Below are 21,691 nucleotides of genomic sequence, written 5' to 3' on the forward strand. Positions count from 1 at the left end.
GACGCCTGAGAAAGGGCTACGGCCTGCCCTGCTTGGGTCCGTTCAGGGCCTCGGCGGCGTGCCGGGGGCCGTGTCCGGATGAGAACTGGCCGACGAGTTCACGGAAACAGACGAGGGCGGTGATCGGCGGGATCCCGACGATCACCATGGCCAGCACGGAACTCGTCGTCTGGCCGATGCACAGCGCCACCGCCGTGCCGGAGCAGATGAGCATCACGGCCCAGGACTTCCGGGCGGTCCGCTGCTGCACGGACGCCCGCAGGATGGACAGACCCGCCAGGAGCCACGGCCCGTACACGGTCAGGGGCCACCATCGCGCCAGATGCTCCGCCACGACCAGCAGGGCGATGCCGCGAAGCTGACCGTACGAATAGGAGACGGACCAATAAAGCATTGTCAGTGCGCACACGGCGATTGTCGTAATTAAGAAAAAGACAGGGACGATCCTAGGGTTTTTCGAAAGCATGTGGGTGCCCGGGCGTGGCCGCCGCCTGCTGACCGGGCGGCGCGGGAGGTCGCGGACGTCCGGCAGGGGAGGGATGGGGACCTCCACGGCGTGTGCCACGTAAGGCATGTGGATCAGCTCGTCGTTCGGGTCCCACACGCCGGACGACGCCCTCGGACCGGGGAGCCAGATGGGCTGCGTCTCGAACGGCTGAGCCCCGTCGAAATGATGATCCACCGGGTCGTAATCGGTTCTCATTTTGTATCCAGTCCATTCGGGATCCGCTTTTCCGACCGGTACGCGAGGAGTCGATACCTGATTTTGAGCATTCGGGAGAATAGCGACCGGCGGCGATTTTCGCGAGTTTCGAATCGCGGTGGGCGGCCGGTGGACGGCCGATGGATGGCCGATGAAATGGTGCGGGCGCGGCCGGCTCCGAACGAGTGGACTCGCCTCGACGCGTCCTGGACGGCGCTCGTTGCCCGGGGCCCGGATGGTGACGTTGCCCCTCTGGTCCCCGCTCCGGAAGAGGCCCCCCGACATGCGAAGTACCCCCTCCCGCCGACTGCTCGCCGCCGCCGTGCTGGTGGCGTCCGTGCTGGTCCCGATGGCGGTGACGCCGGCCGCGACCGTCCACGCCGCGGCCACCGGCCGCCACGACACCAGCGGACGCCACGACACCAGCGGACGCCTCGACAACGACGACCGCCACGACAGCCGCGACCACGGTGAGCGCGACCGCCACGACAGCCGCGACCACGGTGAGCGCGACCGCCACGACAAGGGCGACTGCCCGTCGGGCGGTCTCGGTCGCTCGCTGACCGCCCGGCTGGACCGGGCCGTCGCGGACGTCCGCCGTGAGGCCGGCATCCCCGGCGTCGTCGTCGGGCTGTGGATGCCGGGGCAGGGGTGTTACGTCCGCGCGACCGGCGTCGCCGACACCGCCACCGGCAGGCCGATGACCGCCGACCAGTACGTGCGGATCGGCAGTGAGACCAAGACCTTCACGGTCACCGCCCTGCTCGAACTCGTCGACGACCGCCGGATCCGGCTCGACAGCCCCATCTCCCGCTATGTGCGCGGTGTGCCGAACGGCGACAGGATCACGCTGCGCCATCTCGCGGAGATGCGCAGCGGACTGTTCCCGTACAGCGCCGACCCGGACTTCGTGCGGGCTCTGCTGAGCGACCCGAGCCGCTCGTTCACCCCGCGCGAGTTGCTCGCGTACGGCTTCCGGCACCAGAACACCTTTGCGCCGGGTGAGCAGTTCCAGTACTCCAACACCAACCTCATCCTGCTCGGTCTGGTGATCGAGAAGGTCGGCGGGCGGCCGCTGGCCGAGTTCATCCACGAGCGGGTGCTGCGCCCGGCCCGGCTGCGGCACACGCTGTTCCCCGAGGGCCGCGAGTTCCCCGAGCCGCACGCGCGCGGCTACACCGACCAGACGCTGAGCGGTGAGGTCGAGGACGCCACGGACCGGAACCCCAGCTGGGCCTGGGCGGCCGGGGCGATGATCTCGGACCTGCACGACCTGCGTCGCTGGGCCCGGATCGTCGCCACCGGGACGCTGCTCAGCCCGCAGACCCAGCGGGAGCGGCTCAGGATGCTGCCGACCGGCTTCCCCGGCACCAGCTACGGCCTCGGCATCTTCGAGACCGGCGGCTGGATCGGGCACAACGGCTCCATCCCGGGCTACCAGACCGTCACCGTCCACCTGCCGACGCGCAAGGCCACCCTGGTGCTGCTGCTGAACACCGACATCACCCACGACGGACAGGAGCCGTCCTCACTGCTGGCCCGCGCGGTCACGGAGATCGTCACCCCGGACAACGTCTACGACCGCCCCGCGCCCCCGCGCTGACCCGCTTGCGGTGGATGTGGCAAATGCAGCATTTGTGCGCATGGGTGGGAATCGGCCGGATACCCGCCCGTCATGATGCGGACGTTGAGACGACACGATCGACATGACAACCGGCCTGACGTCGAACAGGGCGTCGGGCCGGACGAGCAGGTGGAGCGGCGGGCCCCCGACAGCCCCACGGACCTGTCCGGCCGCTCCTGGCGGTCGGTGCTGAAAGGCACGCTGAAGGAGTTCAAGAAGGACGAGCTGACCGACCGGGCGGCGGCCCTGACCTACTACGGCATCCTGGCCCTGTTCCCGGCGCTGCTGGCTCTCGTGTCCCTGCTGGGGATCGCCGGGGAGTCGGCGACGCGGCAGGTGCTGGACAACATCCAGAAGCTGGCCCCCGGCGCCGCCCGGGACGTGCTGACCAACGCCGTCCAGCAGATGCAGAGCAATGCCGGACTCGGCTCGATCATGGCGATCGTCGGTCTGGTGCTCGCGGTGTGGTCGGCCTCCGGCTATGTCGCGGCGTTCATCAGGAGCGCGAACGCGGTGTACGACGTCCCCGAGGGGCGCCCGGTGTGGAAGGTGCTGCCGGTCCGGGTCGGTGTGACGGTCGTGCTGATGGTCATGGCCGTGATCAGCGCGCTGATCGTGGTGTTCACCGGTGGCCTCGCGCGCGAGGTGGGCACCGCGCTCGGGGTCGGCGACACGGCGCTCACCGTGTGGTCGATCGCGAAGTGGCCGGTGCTGATCCTGCTGGTCACGATCATGATCGCGGTCCTCTACTGGGCCACCCCGAACGCCAAGATCCGCGGCTTCCGCTGGATCACCCCGGGCAGTTTCCTCGCCCTGCTGATCTGGATGGCGGCCTCCGCCGGGTTCGCCTTCTACGTGGCGAACTTCGGGTCCTACAACAAGACGTACGGCGCCCTCGCGGGTGTGATCATCTTCCTGGTCTGGCTGTGGATCACCAACCTGGCGATCCTGCTGGGCCTGGAGTTCGACGCGGAGCTGGCCCGGCGGCGGGCCGTCGAGGGCGGTCATCCCCCGCACGAGGAGCCGTACGTCCAGCCGCGTGACACGCGGAAGTGGGACGAGGACGACCGGCGCCGCCTCGGATCCTGAGGAGTCGGTGATGAAGGTTTCCAAGGTTGCCTACAAGCCCGTCGGTCTCGCGCTGGGCGCCGTCAGCGGTGCCCTGGCCGGCGGGGTGTTCAAGCAGGTGTGGAAGAAGCTCGGGCACGACGAGGACGCCCCCGACGCCACCGACGAGGGCCGCGCCTGGCGCGAGGTCGTGTCGGCGGCCGTCCTGCAGGGCGCGATCTTCGCCGGCGTCAAGGCCGTGGTGGACCGCGGCGGCGCGGTCGCGACCCGGCGGCTGACCGGCACCTGGCCCGGCTGACCGGCACTTGACCGGGCTGACCGGCACTTGAGCGGCTGACGGCCGTCCGCCATCGGCGGGGTCGGCGCTCGGGTGGTCGGCGCTCGGGCGGCCGTCGTGCGGCGATGGTGCCGTTGGGTCGTGCGGGCCTCGGTGGTACGGGTACGGACCGCCGGCATCGCCCCCACCGGCGGTCTGCGGTCTGCGGTGGGCGGTCGGCGGCCGGGGCGGCGGGGGACACGCCGTCGGATGGACTATCGGGCCTTTCGCGGCCAAGCTGGTCATATCTTGCGGAATATGACGAAATGGCATATTGCCTTTGTGGCGAGCATCGTGGCGGTCATCGGGGCGGGGCTCGGGGCCGCCCCGTCGGCCGTCGCCGACCAGCACCGGACCCATGTGGTCTTCCCCGGCGAGTCGATCCAGGAGGCGGTGGACGCCGCCGCGGCGGGTGACACCGTCCTCGTGGCCTCCGGCACGTACCGCGAGAGCGTCAGGGTGAGCACCCACGGGATCACCCTGCGCGGCATGGGCCGCGGCACCGTCGTCGTCCCGGCCGCGGCGAAGGCCGCCGGCGGCTGCGCCGACGGCAACGGCATCTGTGTGATCGGGACCAAGGACCGCAAGGTCGAGGACGTGACCCTCGCCGCCCTGACCGTGACCGGCTTCACCGGGTCCGGGGTGTTCGCCCAGGACACCGACGGGCTGACCGTGCGGCACGTGACCGCCGAGAAGAACGGCGTGTGGGGCATCGCCCAGGAGCGTTCGGTACGCGGGGTGTTCCGGAAGAACACCGCCCGGGACAACGGCGACGCGGGCCTGTTCCTCGCGAACACCGTCAAGGCCGAGCAGGGCGCCACGGACAGCGGCGCGACCCTCGTCGCGCACAACCGGCTGGAGGGCAACCGGATCGGCCTCACCGTCCGGCGCCTGCGCAACCTCACGGTCGCGGACAACCACCTCACCGGCAACTGCGTGGGCGTCTTCGTCGTGGGCGACGAGAACATGCCGAGGGCCGGCGCGCTCACCGTGCGCGACAACCTCATCGAGCGGAACAACAAGTCCTGCCCGAAGACCGCGCGGCTGGACGCGCTGCAGGGCACCGGCATCGTGCTGACCGGCGCCGAGGACACCCTGGTGACCCGCAACCGCGTCACGGAGAACGTCGGCGCCTCCCCGCTGTCGGGCGGCATCGTCGTCTGGAAGAGCTTCGTGGGCACCACCAGCGAGCGGAACCGGATCACCGACAACGTGCTGGAGGGCAACTCCCCGGCGGACATCGTCAACACCGACACCGCCGGCAAGGGCAACACCTTCACGGGCAACACCTGCGGGGCGTCCCGGCCCGCGGGACTGTGCTGACCGGCCTCGGTCGCTCATGAACTCGAAGAAGGAGGCCGTCGCATGACGACCGCTCAGACCAGACAGACCACCACCACGCCCATCTCACCGGCCAAGGCCCCGCACACCGCGCAGGACGCCCCAGCGCCCCCGCCCCCCATGCGGTTCAGGGAACTGGTGTTCGGCGCCGCCTGTGCCGCGGCCCTGCGCGCCGCCGCCCGGCTGGGGGTCGCCGACGTCCTCGGCGACACCCCGTCGTCCGCGGAGGACCTCGCGGCCGCGGTGAAGGCCGAACCGAAGCCGCTGCGACGGCTGTTGCGGGCCCTGTCCTGCTACGGCGTCTTCACCGAACGGCCGGACGGGACGTTCGCCCACACCGACATGTCCCGGCTGCTGCGCGAGGACGACCCGCACAGCCTGCGCGCCATCGCCCTGTGGTGCACCGAGCCGTGGACCTGGGACGCCTGGCCGAAACTGGACGAGGCGGTGCGCTCCGGCCACAACGTCGTCGAGGAGCTGTACGGCAAGGAGTTCTTCGTCTACCTCAACGAGGACGCCCCCGAGTCGGCCGACGTCTTCAACCGCGCCATGACGACCTCCAGCGTGCAGTCCGCGCGGGACGTCGCCGAGTTCCTCGACCTGTCGGGGAGTTCGTCCGTCGCCGACATCGGCGGGGGACAGGGGCACGTGGTGGCGAGCCTGCTGGAGAAGTACCCGGCGCTGCACGGCACCCTGCTCGACCTGCCGCGCGTGGTGGAGAACGCCGATCCCCGGCTGCGACCGGGCGGCGCGCTCGCGGAGCGGACGCGCGTCGTCCCCGGCGACTGCCGCGAGGCCGTCCCGGTCCGGGCCGACGTCTACGTCATCAAGAACATCCTGGAGTGGGACGACGACAGCACGGTCCGGCTGCTGCGCAACGTCATCGGGGCGGGCGGCCCCGGCACACGCGTCGTGGTCATCGAGAACCTCGTCGACGACTCGCCCTCGATGCGGTTCAGCACCGCCATGGACCTGCTGCTGCTCCTCAACGTCGGCGGGGCCAAGCACACCACCGAGAGCATGTCCCGCAGGCTGACGGACGCGGGGCTGGTGATCGACGACGTGCGCCCGGTCAACGCGTATCTGCACGCCTTCGACTGCCACGTGCCCGGATGACCGCACGGGCCGCCGGGCACGCGCGTTCGCACGTGCCCGGCGGCCCGACGGGGGTTCAGGAGCGGCTGTCCCGCTCCCACCGGTAGAAGCGGTTCGCCATCGCGTCCTTCGGCGAACGCCAGGTGGCCGGGTCGTAGGCGGTGACGTACGACGACAGCCGTTCGCTGATGGCCCGGAACTCGGGGTGTCCGGCCATCTCGGTGATGACGGGTGTGGGGTCCCGCTCGGACTCGACGAGGTGGATGTACACGTCGTCGAACTGGAAGAGGCTGCGCCGGGAGACCCCGATGAGGTGCGGCAGCTCACCCCGGTCGGACTCCTCGAAGATCTTGGCGATGTCCGGGGCCGACCCCGGGGCCATCCGGGCGACGATCAGGGACTGGTGCATACGGTGTTCTCCGTCCGGCTCGTTCGGTCGGCGCGCGATCGCTCGGCGCTCAGTCGGTCAGTCCCGGCGCGGCGCCCTGCTCGGCGGCGGCCTTCTCGATGCGGTCCCGGATCAGGGCCATCTGGACCTTGGAGTTGCGGTTGATGTTGTCCGTCATCCAGTCGTCGTCGACCGGCGCGTCGGGCTTCATCGCGAAGTCCTGCGTCCACGTCATCCGGGTGCCGGTGGGGACCTTCTCGTACTCCCACAGGATGTTCATGTAGGCGAAGGGCCCGGTCTCGACGCGGCGGGCCTCCACGCTGAGCGTCTCGCGGTCCGTCTCCCGCTCCGAGACCCAGCTCCAGACCTTGCCGTTCTCGTCCGGGTGCATGGTCAGCCGGAACGTCACCCGGTTCCCCTCCTCGGAGAGGATCTCGGCGGTGGCGTACTCGCTGAACAGCCGGGGCCAGTTCGCGACGTCGTTGGTCATGTCCCAGACCAGGTCGACCGGAGCGGCGATGGTGATCTCGTTCTGCGTGTGTCCGGTCATGTCAGGCACCCGCCATCAGCGCGGTGTTGACCTGGTCGAGGAACTGCTTGGGGCTGCGGCTCTTCTCCGCGTCCGGCGGCATCGGCGTGCCGTAGCGGTTCTCCAGCTCGCCCACGATGCCGAGCAGACCGAGCGAGTCGATGCCGATGACGTCGAAGCCGGACTCCATACGACGCTGGAGCTCCTCCGGGGTGACGGTGACCCCGGCGGCCTTCTTCATCAGCTCGGACAGCTCTTCCACGGTGATGCGGTCACTCATGCGGTTCTCCTTGGTGCGTCGGTGGTGCGTGGTGAGGGGGGTGTGGCGCGGGGGTGCGGTGAGGGGCGGTCAGGAGGCGCCGCCGGGGCCGAGCCGCAGCACCAGCGCCGCGTTCGACCCCATGAGGCCCCGGCTGAGGACCAGGGCCGTGCGCGGCTCGGCGGCGCGGGCGGTGCCGGTGACGAGGTCGAGGTCGTGGCAGACGTCGAAGACGTTGGGGGTGGGCGGGATCACGCGGTGCTCCATCGCGAGCACGGCCGCCGCGATGTCCAGCACGGCCGCCGCGCCGTTGCCCCGGCCGATGGCGGTCTTCGGCGCCGTGACGGGGACGCGGGTGCCGTGCGCGCCGAGGGCGTCCGTGATCGCCAGCGCCTCCGCACGGTCCGCCGCCGGTACGCCGAGGGCGTCGGCGAAGACCACGTCGATCTCCTCCGGGGCGCAGCCGGCCTCCTCCAGGGCGACCCGGACGGCCTCGGCGAGGCCCGCCCGGGACTCCTCCCAGCGGGAGGCGCCGGTGAAGGTGGCCGCGTGGCCCGCGAGGAGGGCCCGCACGGGCGCGCCCCGTTCCCGGGCCGTGTCCTCGGCCTCCACGACGAGCATCGCGCCGCCCTCGGCGGGGACGAACCCGCAGGCCGCGGCGGTGAACGGGCGGTAGGCGCGGGCCGGGTCGTCGACGGTGCTCAGCTCCTCGTAGCCGAGCTGGCAGACCACCGAGTAGGGGGCGAGCGGCGCCTCGGTCGCGCCGGCCACCATCACGTCCGTGCCGCGCCGCACGGCCCGTGCCGCGTGCGCCACGGCGTCCAGCCCGCCGGCCTCGTCGGAGGCGATGACCCCGCAGGGGCCCTTGAAGCCGCGGCGGATGGAGATCTGGCCGGTGCTCGCCGCGTAGAACCAGGCGATGGACTGGTACGGGCCCACGAAGCGGCTGCCCTTGGACCACAGCTGCTGCAGTTCCCGCTGCCCGAACTCGCCGCCGCCGGAGCCGGCCGCGGTGACCACGCCCACCGAGAACGGCGCGGCGTCGGTCTCGGGCCGGTCCAGGCGGGCGTCGTCGAGCGCCTGGTCGGCTGCGGCCATCGCGAAGTGCGTGAAGCGGTCGGTCTGGACGAGGTAGCGCTCCTCGACCGCCGACGGCGGATCGAAGTTGCGGACCTCGCCCGCCACCCGCAGCGGCAGATGCTCGCAGCCCTCGCGGGTGACCCGGTCCAGGACGCTGATGCCCTCCCTGGTGGACTTCCAGAACGTCTCGGTGCTCGTTCCGTTGGGCGCGACCACGCCGATTCCGGTGACGGCCGCGCGCCGAGGACGCCGTTCGCTCATCGTGTCTTCTCCCTCGGCAGGCTCATGACCACCGCGGACTGGAACCCGCCGAACCCGCTGCCCACGGAGAGCACGTTGGTCAGCTTCCGCTCACGGGCGACGCGCGGCACGTAGTCCAGGTCGCACTCGGGGTCCGGGGTCTGGTAGTTCGCGGTGGGCGGGACGACCTGGTGGGCCAGGGCCAGCGCACAGGCGACGACCTCGATCGCGCCGATCGCGCCCAGCGAGTGGCCCACCATGGACTTGATGGAACTCATGGGCGTGTCGTAGGCGTGCGCGCCGAGCGTCCGTTTGACGGCGGCCGTCTCGTGCCGGTCGTTCTGCTTGGTGCCCGAGCCGTGCGCGTTGACGTAGTCGACGTCCGTGCGGTCGATCCTGGCGTGGTCGAGGGCGTCCTCGATGGCCCGCGCCATCTCCAGCCCCTCGCTGGTCAGACCGGTCATGTGGTAGGCGTTGCCGAAGGTGGCGTAGCCCCCGATCTCGCAGTACACGTGGGCGCCGCGGGCCCGTGCGTGTGCCAGCTCCTCCAGGACGAGTACGGCACCGCCCTCGCCCATGACGAACCCGTTGCGGTCGGCGTCGAAGGGGCGCGAGGCGTGGGCCGGGTCGTCGTTGTCGGGGGAGGTGGCCTTGATCGCGTCGAAGCAGGCCATGGTGATCGGGGAGATCGGCGAGTCCGAGGCACCGGCTATGCAGATGTCGGCCCGGCCCTCCTCGATCGTGTGGAAGGCGTACCCGACGGCGTCGAGCCCCGAGGTGCAGCCGGTGGAGACGGTCTGCACCGGCCCGCGCGCCTCGAAGCGCTCCGCGACCGTCGAGGCCAGGGTGCTCGGCGCGAACGCCCGGTGCAGATGCGGACCGGCCTCCCGGTGGTCCACGTCCCAGCGCTGACCGTGATGGCTGACCAGGACGTAGTCGTGCTCCAGCCGGGTGGTGCCACCGACCGCCGTGCCCAGGGAGACACCGACCCGCCAGGGGTTCTCCGAGGCGAGGTCGAGCCCGGAGTCCCGGATCGCCTCCTCACCGGCCACCAGGGCGAACTGGATGTACCGGTCGCAGCGGGCGACCAGCTCCGCGTCCAGTCCGTGGGCCGCCGGGTCGAAGTCGCACTCGGCGGCGATCCGCGAACGCAGCCCGGACGGGTCGAAGAAGGTGATGCCACGTGTCGCCGTGCGACCGTCGGCCAGCAGGTCCCAGAACGCCGGGACACCGATGCCGCCCGGAGCGACGATGCCTATGCCGGTGACCGCCACGCGCCTGGTCATGAGCGGACCTGAGGCCGCTCGGCCCGTCCGGCGTGGGCCGCCTCCACCGGGATCGGTACGCCGTTCGCGTCCTCGGTGTCGACGTGGCCGAGCGGCGGGCTCGGGGCCAGCGGGCCGAGGTGGAAGACCATGCGGGCCTCCACCTTGCCGACGTTGCGGAACCGGTGCCGCATGTGGGCGGGGATCAACAGCCCCTGCTCCGGCCGGAGTCGGTGGGGCTCGCCGTCGAGGTCCACCTCCAGCTGTCCGCAGATGACGTAGATGAACTCCTCGGAGTACGGGTGGTAGTGCTCGGCGATGCGGTCGCCGGGCGCCACGATGGCCACGCCCATGAAACCGCTGGTGGAGCCGACCGTGGAGGGGGTCAACATGGCGCGCAGATCGCCGCCGCGCCGGGTGTTGGGCTCGACCTCGCTGACATCCACGATGCCGGGATGGCGATTGATCACGACGTTCCTCCGAACATGAGCTGAGTCGAACGGGTGCGGGTGCGGGTGCGGGTGCGGGTGCGGGGACGGGGCGGGGGCGTGCGGCGCTGCCGCACGGCCCCGGGTTCCGGGGGATCAGGCGTCGGGCGCCCGGCGGTCGGTGACGAGTTCCATGCGGGCGACCGTGAGCAGGCGGGCGGAGGCGCCGCCCCTCGGCGTGCCGTCCGCGCCGAGGGCGCCGCCGTCCAGCAGCGCGGTCAGTTCGGCCGCGCGGGCGCGGTCGGCGAGACCGAGCACGGGGCCGGGGTCGTTGTCGATGCCGCCGCGCACGTCGACCAGCCGCACCACGATGTCGTCGCGCTGGAAGATCGTGCTGCGCAGCACCGGCCCCTGCGGGTCGTCCGCCGCCGCCTCGTCCTGCCGGGCGAGCAGCTCGGCCAGCCGCAGACCGCAGCCCTCGCGGGCCGGGTAGTACAGCGCGTGCCGTACCGCGTCCGGGCTCTCCTGGCCGGCCGTCACGTGGTGGACGGCGGGGAGCGCCGCGCGGGTGAAGAAGACCCGGGCGGAGTCGGGGTCGTCGAGGTCCCGGTCCTGCTCCAGATAGGGGTTGATGGCCTCCTCGACGGCCCGCACCTCGGGCTGCCGGGCGACGTGCCGCAGCGCGGCGAGCAGGTCGCCCCGGACCTCGACGGCCCGGACCACCCGGTTGCCGTGCATGAACAGGGACGTGCGGCACAGCCGGGTGGTGTCGTCGACCTTCGGCTCCGGCGCGGCGTAGTCGGCGAGGATCCTGGCGACCTTCTCCTCGCTGCCCGGCTTGACCGTGAAGGTGAGCGCGTGCCGGATCAGACCGTCGCCGATGCGGGGGGAGGTCTGCAGGCGGCGCTTGCCGGCGTCTGCGTCGACGGCCGGGCCGCCGGTCTCGCGGACGATGTGGAAGCGCAGCGAGCGGGTGTCCCGGACGCAGTTGTGCAGCGGCTTGACCATGTCCACGTGTTCCTCGCTGTTCACCCAGGTGAGGAACGGCGGGGCACTCTCCCACTCACTGGTGATGAGCCACTGGGAGGGGTTCTCGATGGACTGGCACAGCTGGTCGCTGACATGTCCGGGCACGGAGGCGACCTGGTTGCACAGCTGCTCGTACGCCTCCAGGAACTGCTGCTGGGCACCGTCGTAGACGTCCACGAGGAGGACGACACGGAGCCGGGAGCCGTCGAAGACGGACTGGGAGACCCGCTGCGACACCTGTCGCTTCAGCGTCTCCGTAAGACGTTCGGACGTGGTGGTCATCCTGCGCACATCTCCTCGGTGGGGGGCGGGGACGGACGTATGTCGGCCGGATCGGCGTGACGTCGGCGTGCCTCGATCCTGGGCCCGCCCCATCCGGCGCGCGACTCGTATGCACTGCGCGGGTGACCGGTGCGCCACTCGGGTGAAGGGTGGTGTGCCGCCCGGTGCCCGGCCGGGCCACCACACCGCGCGGCCGGTCACGGGGGCCGGTCACGGCGGCTGCCGGCGCCCGGCAGGGGGCGGGCCGCGCTCGCGGGAGGGTCCGCGCCGGTCCTCCCGCGGCGCACCGCGCAGGGCCGTCGCCCCCCGGGCTTCTCGTGACCGTCGCCCAGGACCCCTCGTCCCGCTGCCGGCACCGTCGGCACTGCCGACGCCTCGTCAGCCGGGGTGAGGAGCACAGGATGTGATGTCCCGTCAGCTCGGAGTGTCCCGGCCGCCACGCGAGACCGTCAGTGGGTGAATCCGGCGACCGGGCGCGCGAGTTCGGCCCGGAGCCGCGACGGCGTACGGCGGTGCGCACCGCACGATGGCGGGCACCGCATGACGCGGCCGGCCGGCCCGGGGTGTCCCGGGGCCGGCCGGCCGTGTGAGGTGGGGTCAGGCCGTCGCCAGCAGGGTGGTCAGGGCCTCGCGCAGGGCGGACTCGGCGTCCGGGACCGCCCCCGGCGAACGCCACGCCACGAACCCGTCGGGCCGTACGAGTACGGCGCCCGCGGCCGTCGTCCCGTGCGCGGCCGCCCAGTCCGTGTCGCCCTCCGGGGCCAGCTCGGCGTCGGGCCCCGTGCCGAAACGGTACGAGGCCAGGGGGACGGACATGGCCTCGGCGAGGCGGAGCGCGGCCGCGTGCCAGCTGCCCGGTCCGCCGGCTGGTCCGCCGGCCGTGGCGTCCGCGTCGCTCAGCAGGACGAGGGAGCGTTCGTAGAGGTCCAGGGTCGAGATGCTCTCGCCCTGGTGCCGTACCGCCAGATGGGGGGCCCGGCTGCCGGGTTCGCCGGTCAGGTCGAGGCGTTCGGGGACGACCGGCGCGGTGGGGTCGGTGCCGAGGACGGCTCCCTGCGGATAGCGGTAGCCGAGCGCCACGTTGAGGATGCCGCGCTGCGGGCCCCCGCCGCCGCCGACGCCGGGGGCCGGGGCGAAACCGGGGTGGCTGTGTTCGACCGACCGGGCGGCGGCGCGGGCGCTGGTGGCCTCCGCGACCGGGCGGCGCTCGGCGTCGTACGAGGCCAGCAGCCCCTCGCCGGCCCAGCCGCCGAGGACCGCCGCGAGCTTCCAGGCGAGGTTGTGCGCGTCCTGGATCCCGGTGTTGGAGCCGAAGGCCCCGGTCGGGGACATCTCGTGGGCGGAGTCGCCGGCCAGGAAGACCCGCCCCGACCGGTAGCCGCGGGCGACGCGCTGGGCCGCGTGCCAGGGTGCCTTGCCGGTGATCCGGACGTCGAGGTCGGCGACCCCGACCGCGCGGCGGATGTGCTCGGCACACCGCTCCTCGGTGAACTCCTCCAGCGTTTCGCCGTGTTCCGGGTGCCAGGGCAGGTGGAAGACCCAGTTCTCCCGGTTGTCCACGGGCAGCAGCGCCCCGTCGGCGTCCGGGTTCGTCAGGTAGCAGACGATGAAGCGGCGCTCGCCCACGACCTCGGCGAGGTCGCGGGAGCGGAAGGTGACGCTCACGTTGTGGAACAGGTCGCCGGGGCCGCTCTGGCCGATGCCGAGCTGTTCGCGGACGGGACTGCGGGGGCCGTCGGCGGCGATGAGGTACTGCGCGCGGATGGTGGTGTGCTCGCCCGTCTCCCGGCTCTTGACGATCGCGGTGACACCGGAGGGGTCGCTGTCGAACGACATCATCTCGGTGGCGTACCGCAGATCGCCGCCGAGCCGCTCGGCGTGCTCGAACAGCACCGGCTCCAGGTCGTTCTGGCTGCACAGACACCAGGAGCTGGGGCTGAAACGGGCGAGTCCGCCGCCCGCGTCGATCTCCTTGAACAGCCACTCGCCCGCGTCCCCGACCAGGGTGGGCGTCTGCAGGATGCCGTGGTTGCCGGCCAGCGTGGCGGCGGCCCGCCGGATGCCGGACTCGACGCCGGCCGCCCGGAACACCTCCATCGTGCGGACGTTGTTGCCCCGGCCGCGCGGATGGATGGAGGTGCCCGTGTGCCGCTCCACCAGCGTGTGCGGCACCCCGAGCCGGCCCAGGAACACCGAGGCCGACAGGCCGACGAGAGACCCCCCGACGATCAGGACCGGGACTTCGTGGGTCGCGGCGCCGGTGGGACCGGTCCGCTCGGGGCTCTGTTTCTTCGCGTTCATCGCTCAACTCCAGCGCGTCGTGTCCGCCGACTCGGCCGGATGCGGCCGGGGCTTCATCCATGCCCCGCACCACCCACCGGAGCGCAGGCTTCACCCGCTTAGAGGGCAGGTCCCGTCCGCTCGGGTACTCGGGTGCGGATGAGTACCCGCGCTCTGTCCGGCCGAAGGGCGCGACGGCAGGCTGAGGTCATGAGCCAACGACTCCTGAGATCCGTTCCCGCACCGCTGCCGGCCCTGGTGACGGCGGTGGCCTCCCTGACGATGTGGGCCGCCTGGCTGGGCTGGGACCAGCGGCGCGACCTGCACCCCGACGGCTCGTCGAGCGGCCCGTACGAGCCGTGGCAGGTGATCGGCCTGGTGCTGACGCTGCTCGTCCCGGTGGTCTGGGCGGCGTCCCGGGGACACATCGCGAGCGCCGTCGTCGGCACCACGGCCGGGCTGACCTCGGCCTCCTTCTACGACTGGTCCGACGACGCCAGCGGCCTCTTCGTCATCGGCGTCATGATGGTGGCGCTGGGGACCGCCGCCATGACCACGGCCCTGTCCTTCCTGGCCGCGTCCATCTGGCGGCGGCCTCAGCCGACGGCGCCCGTCACGTCGTAGGCCTCGGGGTCGAACCGCGCCAGCCGTCGGCGCATCCGGCCCGTGGACCAGGGCCAGCTGAAGCTGTTGACGCCGTTGTCGTCGAGGTAGTAGCTGGAGCAGCCGTCCGCGGCGTAGACGGTGGACGGCAGCGCCTGCCGCACCTCGGCGTGGAACGCCGCCTGCACCTCGGGCCGTACGTCCATGCTGGTCAGGCCCGCCGAGCGGAAGTGCCGCACCGCGCCCGTCACATAGTCGAGCTGGGCTTCGAGGACCGCGTACGCGGAGGAGTGGCCGGTGCCGAGATGCGGTCCGAGGAGGACGAACGCGTTGGGGAAGCCGCTGACGGTGGTGCCGAGGTAGGCGTCCGGGCTGCCCTTCCAGTGGTCGTCGAGGCAGGCCCCGTCGGCGTCGAACACGCGACGCGCGATGGGCATGTCGAGGATGTGGAAGCCGGTGCCCAGGATGATCGTGTCGACGTCCGCGCGGCTGCCGTCGGCGCCGATGACACGGCTGCCCTCGACGGCTTTGACGGCCGTGGCGTGCACGGTGACGTTGGGCCTGGTCAGCGCCTGATAGTAGGTGTTGGAGAACAGCAGCCGTTTGCAGCCCGGCGTGTAGTCGGGGGTCAGCGCCCGCCGCAGCGCCGGGTCCTTGACGGTGGCCCGCAGGTGGAGCGTGCCGACCTTCTGCACGGCCCGCAGGAGGGCCGGGTGGCGGAAGCCGACGCCGAGGGTCTCCAGCGCCGCGTACTCCGCCCGGCGCAGGGCCCGTTGGGCTCCGGGCAGGCTCCGCAGCAGCCATCGTTCGGCGCGCGGCACCGGGTGGTCGGGCTTGGGCAGCACCCACTGGGCGGTCCGCTGGAACAGGTGCAGCCGTCCGACGCCGGGCTGGACGGCGGGCACGAACTGCACCGCCGAGGCGCCGCTGCCGACGACGGCCACCCGGGCGCCGGTCAGGTCGTGGTCGTGGCGCCAGCGCGAGGAGTGGAAGACCTCGCCGGGGAAGTCGGCGAGGCCGGGCAGGTCGGGGAGCCGGGGTTCGTGCCAGGGCCCGGCGGCGGCTATCAGGAACCGGGCCGTGTAGCGGTCCCGGCTGGTCTCGACGTGCCAGCGGGCCTCGGCCCGGTTCCACCGCGCCCGGGTGACCTCGGTGCCGTAGCGGATGAGCGGGGTGACGCCGTACGCCGCCGCCGTGTCGCGGAGGTAGGCGCGGATCTCGGGCTGGCCGGCGAAGGCGCGCGTCCACTCCGGGTTGGGTGCGAAGGAGTACGAGTACAGGGCGGAGGGCACGTCGCAGGCGCAGCCCGGGTAGGTGTTGTCGCGCCAGGTGCCGCCCAGGTCGTCCGCCTTCTCGACGACGACCAGATCGCGCACTCCCGCCTCGCGCAGTCTGATGGCGGCGCCGATGCCGGAGAGACCACTGCCGATGACCAGCGCCTCGACGTGGCGGGTCTCGCGGGTGACGGTTCCGGCCGGGCTCGCGGGGGCTTCGGGGTTCGCGGGACGCTCGGGGCCGCCTGGGATGGCGGGGCTGTCTGGGCTGCCTTCGGGCCGGGGCATCTCAGGCTCCTGTCCGGGCGTCGGTGATGTCGGCGGCGGCGGCGGCGGTGTCGGTGGCCTCGGGGGTCGCGACGGCCTCCACGGTCTCCACGGCCTCGCGGACGAGGGCGCGGGTGGTGCGCAGGGAGGTCTCCAGGACCGCCGGGCGGCGCCGGGGGTCCATGAAGTTGCCGCCCATCACCTCCAGGTCGGCGGCGGTGGGTTCGATGCGGACGACCCGGGTGCCCGCCGCCCGCAGGGCGGCGCACTCCGCGTCGAGCGTGCGGGTCATGACCCGGCGCAGCAGCGCCTCCGCCCGGCCGAGGCCCCGGCGCGGTCCGGGGGAGCGCGAACTCATCGGCGCGATGACGTACACCTCGTCGAGTCCGCTCGGGACCAGCAGGTCGGCGGAGGCGGTGGAGAGGATGCCGCCGTCGGCGTACCGCCGGCTCCCCACGCGTACGGGCGGGAACCAGCCCGGCACCGCCCAGGACGCCCGGAGCGCGTCCCGCAGGGCGACCGGCGCGGTGTCCGGGTGACCGAAGACGGTACGGCGGCCGGTGTCGAAGTCGGTGGCCACCAGCCAGGTCGCCGGATGCCGCACCCACTGTCCGGGAGGGGTCAGCGCGTCCGCGAGGGCCGTCAGCCGACGGGCGTCGCCGCGGCCCTGGGGCAGCAGGCCGGAGAGCCCGGCCAGGACGGGAGCGGTGCGGCCCAGCGCGCGGCGGGCCAGCCGGGGCGACCCGGGGAAGGCGGCCGGCCGGGGCGGCAGCGCCCGGGGCGGGGCGGTGACGTGCCGGAGGAGTTCCGGACGGGCGTCCTCCCGGCCCAGCTGCGCGGCCAGCAGTTCGTCCACGCCGACACCCGCGCCGAGCAGCGCCGCGATCTCTGCCCCGGCGGAGGTCCCCACCAGGACCTCGGCGTCGCGCGGGTCCCAGCCCGTGGCCCACTGGAGCGAATGCAGGGCGCCGGTCGTCCAGGCCGCGCCCAGCGTTCCTCCGCAGCCCAGTACAAGGCCCCGGGAGGGGGTCGTTCGGGAAGGGGTCGTGCGTGTGCTCGGCGCGGTCACTGGGGTCTCCGCCCATCCGGGATACCGACGAGATCCGGATACTAGCGGTATCCGAAAGCGGGGGACAGACCGTGGCGGAGTTAGGATCCGGGGGCTGGGAGAGTGCGGAACCGTGAGAGGTTCCCGAGTACACCGCGACGGACGGGAGAGGGAGCGAGACATGGCCCGCCTCAGCCGCGTCGAGAGCCAGGAGCGCACGCGCGAGCGGCTCGTCGCCACCGCGCGGCAGCTGTTCCTCTCCCACGGCTACGCCGCCACCTCGCTCAGCGACGTCGCGGAGACGGCCGGCTACTCCAAGGGCGCCGTCTACTCCAACTTCCGCGGCAAGGGCCATCTGTGCCTCGCCGCCCTCGACGACATCCGGGCCGAACAGCTGGCGCTGCTCACGGCCGCCGTCATGGGCGAGGCCGGCATCGACGAACGCCTGGCGGCCTTCGCCGGGTGGGCCGAGGCCCACATCGGCGACGAGGCCTGGACGACGCTGGAGGTCGAGTTCCTCACCAGCGCGCGCCACGACGCCGAGCTGCGAGGGGAGGTCACCGCGCGCGTCGGCGTGATCCGCGAGGCCCTCGCCCAGCTGATCGACGCGCTCGCCCAGGAGCTGGGCGTCAGCGCGGCCATGCCCGCGGACCGGGCCGCGATGACCCTTCTCAGCCTCGGCATCGGCCTCGGCGTCCAGCGCGTCGCCGACCCGACCGTCCCCACCGCCGTCCTGACCGAGACCCTGCGGCTCGTCCTGCGGATGGACGAGCCGGACACCGCCGGGTGACCCCACGGGCCCTCGTGAGCCGGACACACCGCCGGTTGATCCCACGGGCCCTCGTCGCGGCCGGGTGACGCGTGTGCCGTCAGGCCCGTGCGCGCGCTTCCGCCGCCCGGCGGGCCAGCGAGTCGAAGACCACCGCGACGAGCAGCACTCCACCGGTGATCATGAACTGGACCGCCGGCTGGACCCCCAGCAGCGCCATGCCCGAGGCGATCGACTGGATGATGAGCACCCCCAGCAGTGCCGACCAGGACGAGCCGCGCCCGCCGAACAGGCTGGTGCCGCCGATGACGGCGGCGGCGATGGCGTTGATCAGCAGCATGCCGGAGCCCGGGACCTGGGTCGCCGAGGTGAGCCGTGAGGCGACGAACAGACCGCCGACCGCCGCCAGGGTCCCCGAGATCAGGAACACCGAGATCCGTACGCGCGCCACGTCGACGCCGGACCGCCGGGCCGCCTCCACGCCGCTGCCCACCGCGAGGACCTGCCGGCCGTACACCGTGCGGCGCAGCAGGAGGTCCGAGGCGACGATGACGCCGAGGAAGATCACCAGCGCCAGGGGCAGCCCCTCGAACCGGTCCAGTACGACGACGGCGGCGAACGCGACCGCCGCGAGCAGGGCCGCACGCACCCAGATCTCGGCACTCGCCCGGTACGGCATCCCGGCGGCAGCCCGGCGTCGGCGGTCGCGGAGGCAGAGCAGGAGGTACACGACCGGGCCGAGCGCCGCCAGGCCGTAGGTGACGACGGGGGAGCCGAAGGACAAGCTGGTCAGGTCGGCGACCAGCCCGTCATCGCTGAAGCTGATGGAACTCTCCGGCCCCAGCAGATAGAGCATCAGGCCGTTCCAGGCCAGCAGACCGGCGAGGGTGACGACGAACGCGGGCACGCCGATCCTGGTGAAGATGATCCCGTGCAGGGCCCCGGCCGCCGCGCCGCAGCCGACCGCGACGAGCACGGCGAGCCCTTCCGGCATGCCGTGGTTCACGTTCAGCGTCGCGAACATGGCGCCGGAGAGCCCGGCCAACGAGCCCACCGACAGATCGAGTTCGCCGATCAGCAGCACGAAGACGACACCGACGGCGACCATGCCGGTGCCGACGATCTCCACAGTGAGGACGGACAGGTTGCGCGGCGAGAGGAAGTTCTCGTTGAGGCTCTGGAAGACGGTCCAGGTCACGGCGAGGGCGAGCAGGGCCGGCGCCGGACCCAGCCCGCCCGCGTGCACCCTGCGGCGCACGGCATGGGCGTACGCGCGGGGGCGCTCGCCGTACCACCGGCGCCCGCCCTCACGCGGACTTCCCGGCTTCCCGCCGTCGCCCCGTTCGCTGCCGTCGCCCCGCCCGTTCCCCCTCACGGCCATGTCTCCTCCGCGTCGGTGGGGCGGTGGTCGGCGGTGTTGTCCACCGCGCCGGTGATGGAGGAGATGATCTGCTCCTGGGAGGTCGTGCTCACGTTGAACATGCCGTTGTTGCGGCCGAGGCGCAGGACGGCGATCCGGTCGGCGACGGCCTTGATGTCCCCCATGTTGTGGCTGATGAGGAGTATCCCGGTGCCCCGGTCGCGCAGTTCCTCGATGAGGTCGAGGAGCTGGTTGGTCTGTTCGAGGCCCAGGGAGGCGGTGGGCTCGTCGAGCAGGAGCAGCCGGGGCGCGCTGACGAACGAGCGGGTGATCGCGACGACCTGGCGCTGCCCGCCGGACAGCGTCGCGAGCGGCACCCGCACGTCGGGGATGCGGATGGAGAGGGTGCGCAGCAACTCGCGGGTGCGGCGCTCCATCTCCACCTCGTCGAGGACGCCGAACCGGCGGATCTCCCGGCCGAGGAACAGGTTGCCGACGACGTCGAGGTTGCCGCACATCGCGAGGTCCTGGTAGACGGCCGCGATCCCGAGGAGCTGGGCGTCCTGGGGGCGCCGGATCTGGACGGCGGTGCCCTCCCACTCGATGACGCCCCGGTCGGGGGGACCGACCCCCGAGATCACCTTGATCAGGGTGGACTTCCCGGCGGCGTTGTCGCCGACCAGGGCGACCACCTCCCCGGCCCTGATCTCCAGCTCGACGTCCACCAGTGCCTGGACGGCGGCGAAGCGCTTGGACACACCGCGCAGGGCCAGCAAGGGCTGAACCACCGGGCCACCTCCTGGATGAGGTTCACGGGCTGAGTCCGGCCTTGTCGCAGGCGGGCCGGAGCTTCGGGGTGCAGATCTGGTCGATGGTGTACATACCGTCCTTGACCAGAGTCTCCTCGATGTTGCCGGCCGTCACCGGGACCGACGGGAGCAGGACCGCCGGGATGTCCTGGTCGGTGGGGCTGTCGACGGTTCCGGTGGCGATGGAGTCGATGCTCTCGTCGCGCCCCAGGGCCACCGCCATCTCGGCGGCGGCGTCGGCCGCCGGCTTGAACGGTTTGTAGACGGTCATGTACTGCTCGCCCTTGATGATGCGCTGCGCGGCCGCGAGATCCGCGTCCTGGCCGGTGACCGGCGGTGGCGGGCTCACGCCGCTGGCGCCGAAGGCGGAGACCACGGCGCCGGCGAGGCTGTCGTTGGCGGCCAGGACTCCGTCGATGTTGTCCGCGCCCAGGGCGGAGATGGCGCCGCTCATGTTGACGTACGCGTTCTCCGGACGCCATCCGACGGTGTCGTACGACTTTCCGATCTTCACCTTGCCCTCCAGGACGGACAGCGCGCCGCGCTTGTACCAGTCGGCGTTGGGGTCGGTGGTGGCGCCGTTCATCATGACGATCTGGCCGCCGTCCGCCTCGGGGCCCATGGCCTTGAGGAGGGCTTCGCCCTGGAGCCGGCCGACGGTCTCCCCGTCGAAGGTGACGTACCCGGAGATGGGTCCCTGGGCGAGCCGGTCGTAGGCGACGACCGGGATGCCGGCCCGGTCCGCGGCCTCGATCGAGGAGCGCAGCGCCTTGGGGTCGACGGCGGCGACGATCAGGACGTCCACACCCTGGGTGATCATGGCGTCGAGCTGCTGCCGCTGGACCGCCGGTTCGGCCGTGGCGGCGACGGTCGCCGCCGGGCAGTCCGGGCACAGCTCCTTCAGCTTCTTCTCGATCAGGGGCCGGTCGAACTGTCCGAACCGGGAGGCTCCGCCGCCCGGGAGCAGTACGCCGACCTGGAGGTCGTCACCCCCGCCCCCGCCGCCCCCGCCGCTCCCGCCGCTTCCGTCCGCGCCACACGCCCCGGTCAGCACCAGGCCGACGGCGACCACGGCCGCCGCTCCCGCCCGGCTGAGGGACCTTCGCTTCACGGCCGACCGACCGACACCGAGACCCATTTTCGATTCCTTAAGAAATTTGCCCGATCTTACCCCGCTATGGATGGCTATCGTCCAGCGTAGTCAAGCGGCCGGTGCGGTCCAGTGCGGTCCAGGGGGTCCAATGGGGCCGAGGGACTCGGTGCGGTCCAGGGGGGCCCGGCCGGAGGTCCAACGGGTCCGGCGCGGACTGCGGCGGTGCGCGAGGGGCGTCCGGCGTCCGGTGTCCTCAGGTGCGTGGGGGCGTCGGGGCCGACGTGAAGAAGATCATGACGCTGGCCCTGCTGCCCGCCCCCGCCCTCGCCTCCCCCGCCCACGCGGAAGTGACAGCAACTTCGGCTCCGGAGTGAACGCCCCGAACGACTGGAACTTCAGCGCGGGCGCCGTGTGCTTCCAGGAACTGGCCGTGGTCCCGGTGGGCGGCGCCAGGACCGGCAACACGGTCGACCACTGCGCGAACGGAAACGTGCTGAACTCCGCAGGCTGACCGGCCCCGGCCGGTACGCCCCCGGGGGCG

The 21,691-nt window shown here is 72.3% G+C and carries 22 protein-coding genes; 8 read left to right on the forward strand and 14 right to left on the reverse strand.

What is annotated here, in order from left to right:
* Positions 1–16 precede the first annotated feature (16 nt).
* On the reverse strand, positions 17–409 hold the full coding sequence (locus STRBO_RS44295) for a DUF2637 domain-containing protein (RefSeq protein WP_245170565.1): 393 nt from the start codon (positions 407–409) through the stop codon (positions 17–19).
* A 577-nt stretch (positions 410–986) separates the two neighbouring features.
* On the opposite strand from STRBO_RS44295, the gene STRBO_RS0101125 reads away from it, so the two are divergent.
* The 5 genes from STRBO_RS0101125 (at position 987) to STRBO_RS0101145 (ending at position 6,168) form a co-directional block, all read left to right on the forward strand.
* Positions 987–2,306, forward strand: coding sequence for a serine hydrolase domain-containing protein (locus tag STRBO_RS0101125; protein ID WP_020113633.1), 1,320 nt, complete (start codon positions 987–989; stop codon positions 2,304–2,306).
* A 72-nt stretch (positions 2,307–2,378) separates the two neighbouring features.
* Positions 2,379–3,416 carry a YihY/virulence factor BrkB family protein gene (locus tag STRBO_RS0101130; RefSeq protein WP_005483369.1) on the forward strand — a complete coding sequence of 346 codons (1,038 nt, stop codon included), beginning with the start codon at positions 2,379–2,381 and terminating at the stop codon, positions 3,414–3,416.
* 10 nt (positions 3,417–3,426) lie between these two features.
* Entirely contained in the window at positions 3,427–3,693 is a 267-nt protein-coding gene (locus STRBO_RS0101135; RefSeq protein ID WP_020113635.1) for a DUF4235 domain-containing protein, read from the forward strand.
* 276 nt (positions 3,694–3,969) lie between these two features.
* Entirely contained in the window at positions 3,970–5,034 is a 1,065-nt protein-coding gene (locus STRBO_RS0101140; protein WP_037626894.1) for a right-handed parallel beta-helix repeat-containing protein, read from the forward strand.
* 42 nt (positions 5,035–5,076) lie between these two features.
* Positions 5,077–6,168, forward strand: coding sequence for a methyltransferase (locus STRBO_RS0101145; protein ID WP_005483375.1), 1,092 nt, complete (start codon positions 5,077–5,079; stop codon positions 6,166–6,168).
* Positions 6,169–6,223: 55 nt separating this feature from the next.
* Here STRBO_RS0101145 and STRBO_RS0101150 read toward each other — a convergent pair whose 3' ends face one another.
* The 8 genes from STRBO_RS0101150 to STRBO_RS0101185 all read right to left on the reverse strand — a co-directional run bounded on the left by STRBO_RS0101150 (position 6,224) and on the right by STRBO_RS0101185 (position 13,948).
* A complete protein-coding gene (locus STRBO_RS0101150) occupies positions 6,224–6,556 on the reverse strand; it encodes a TcmI family type II polyketide cyclase (RefSeq protein WP_005483377.1) in 333 nt (110 codons plus the stop codon).
* A gap of 49 nt (positions 6,557–6,605) precedes the next feature.
* Complete coding sequence (locus STRBO_RS0101155) at positions 6,606–7,085, reverse strand: SRPBCC family protein (protein WP_005483379.1); 480 nt, start codon at positions 7,083–7,085, stop codon at positions 6,606–6,608.
* A 1-nt stretch (position 7,086) separates the two neighbouring features.
* Positions 7,087–7,344: an acyl carrier protein gene (locus tag STRBO_RS0101160; RefSeq protein ID WP_005483381.1), complete on the reverse strand. Its 258-nt coding sequence runs from the start codon at positions 7,342–7,344 to the stop codon at positions 7,087–7,089.
* Positions 7,345–7,413: 69 nt separating this feature from the next.
* Positions 7,414–8,664: a beta-ketoacyl synthase N-terminal-like domain-containing protein gene (locus tag STRBO_RS0101165; RefSeq protein WP_005483388.1), complete on the reverse strand. Its 1,251-nt coding sequence runs from the start codon at positions 8,662–8,664 to the stop codon at positions 7,414–7,416.
* A complete protein-coding gene (locus STRBO_RS0101170; protein WP_020665472.1) occupies positions 8,661–9,929 on the reverse strand; it encodes a beta-ketoacyl-[acyl-carrier-protein] synthase family protein in 1,269 nt (422 codons plus the stop codon). Before STRBO_RS0101170 ends, STRBO_RS0101165 begins: the two co-directional genes overlap by 4 nt.
* A complete protein-coding gene (locus STRBO_RS0101175; RefSeq protein ID WP_005483392.1) occupies positions 9,926–10,378 on the reverse strand; it encodes a cupin domain-containing protein in 453 nt (150 codons plus the stop codon). The genes STRBO_RS0101170 and STRBO_RS0101175 overlap by 4 nt, the downstream gene beginning before the upstream one ends.
* 114 nt (positions 10,379–10,492) lie before the next feature.
* Complete coding sequence (locus STRBO_RS0101180) at positions 10,493–11,647, reverse strand: SchA/CurD-like domain-containing protein (protein WP_020113636.1); 1,155 nt, start codon at positions 11,645–11,647, stop codon at positions 10,493–10,495.
* A gap of 597 nt (positions 11,648–12,244) precedes the next feature.
* Positions 12,245–13,948 (reverse strand): FAD-dependent oxidoreductase, encoded by a 1,704-nt coding sequence (locus STRBO_RS0101185; protein WP_005483397.1) that lies wholly within the window; start codon positions 13,946–13,948, stop codon positions 12,245–12,247.
* A gap of 189 nt (positions 13,949–14,137) precedes the next feature.
* Between STRBO_RS0101185 and STRBO_RS0101190 the strand changes: the two genes are divergently transcribed.
* Positions 14,138–14,551, forward strand: a complete 414-nt coding sequence (locus tag STRBO_RS0101190; protein ID WP_037626901.1) for a hypothetical protein — start codon at positions 14,138–14,140, stop codon at positions 14,549–14,551.
* On the opposite strand, the gene STRBO_RS0101195 is transcribed toward STRBO_RS0101190, so the two are convergent.
* Entirely contained in the window at positions 14,524–16,092 is a 1,569-nt protein-coding gene (locus STRBO_RS0101195; RefSeq protein WP_005483399.1) for a flavin-containing monooxygenase, read from the reverse strand. The two genes, STRBO_RS0101190 and STRBO_RS0101195, sit on opposite strands and share 28 nt — an antisense overlap.
* A gap of 1 nt (position 16,093) precedes the next feature.
* The gene (locus tag STRBO_RS0101200) at positions 16,094–17,140 is read right to left on the reverse strand and encodes a patatin-like phospholipase family protein (RefSeq protein ID WP_020113638.1); all 1,047 of its coding nucleotides are present in this window, start codon (positions 17,138–17,140) and stop codon (positions 16,094–16,096) included.
* Between the two features lie 160 nt (positions 17,141–17,300).
* On the opposite strand from STRBO_RS0101200, the gene STRBO_RS0101205 reads away from it, so the two are divergent.
* Positions 17,301–17,909, forward strand: a complete 609-nt coding sequence (locus STRBO_RS0101205) for a TetR/AcrR family transcriptional regulator (RefSeq protein ID WP_005483401.1) — start codon at positions 17,301–17,303, stop codon at positions 17,907–17,909.
* Positions 17,910–17,988: 79 nt separating this feature from the next.
* Here STRBO_RS0101205 and STRBO_RS0101210 read toward each other — a convergent pair whose 3' ends face one another.
* Genes STRBO_RS0101210 through STRBO_RS0101220 form a run of 3 tightly spaced genes read right to left on the reverse strand, consistent with a single transcriptional unit; the run spans position 17,989 to position 21,195 of the window.
* Positions 17,989–19,269 (reverse strand): sugar ABC transporter permease, encoded by a 1,281-nt coding sequence (locus STRBO_RS0101210; RefSeq protein WP_020113639.1) that lies wholly within the window; start codon positions 19,267–19,269, stop codon positions 17,989–17,991.
* On the reverse strand, positions 19,260–20,036 hold the full coding sequence (locus STRBO_RS0101215; protein WP_245170566.1) for an ATP-binding cassette domain-containing protein: 777 nt from the start codon (positions 20,034–20,036) through the stop codon (positions 19,260–19,262). The genes STRBO_RS0101210 and STRBO_RS0101215 overlap by 10 nt, the downstream gene beginning before the upstream one ends.
* 22 nt (positions 20,037–20,058) lie before the next feature.
* Entirely contained in the window at positions 20,059–21,195 is a 1,137-nt protein-coding gene (locus STRBO_RS0101220; RefSeq protein ID WP_005483405.1) for a sugar ABC transporter substrate-binding protein, read from the reverse strand.
* A 325-nt stretch (positions 21,196–21,520) separates the two neighbouring features.
* On the opposite strand from STRBO_RS0101220, the gene STRBO_RS43625 reads away from it, so the two are divergent.
* Positions 21,521–21,661: a hypothetical protein gene (locus STRBO_RS43625; RefSeq protein ID WP_005483409.1), complete on the forward strand. Its 141-nt coding sequence runs from the start codon at positions 21,521–21,523 to the stop codon at positions 21,659–21,661.
* Positions 21,662–21,691 lie beyond the last annotated feature (30 nt).

The organism is Streptomyces bottropensis ATCC 25435, assembly GCF_000383595.1.
Lineage (GTDB): Bacteria > Actinomycetota > Actinomycetes > Streptomycetales > Streptomycetaceae > Streptomyces > Streptomyces bottropensis.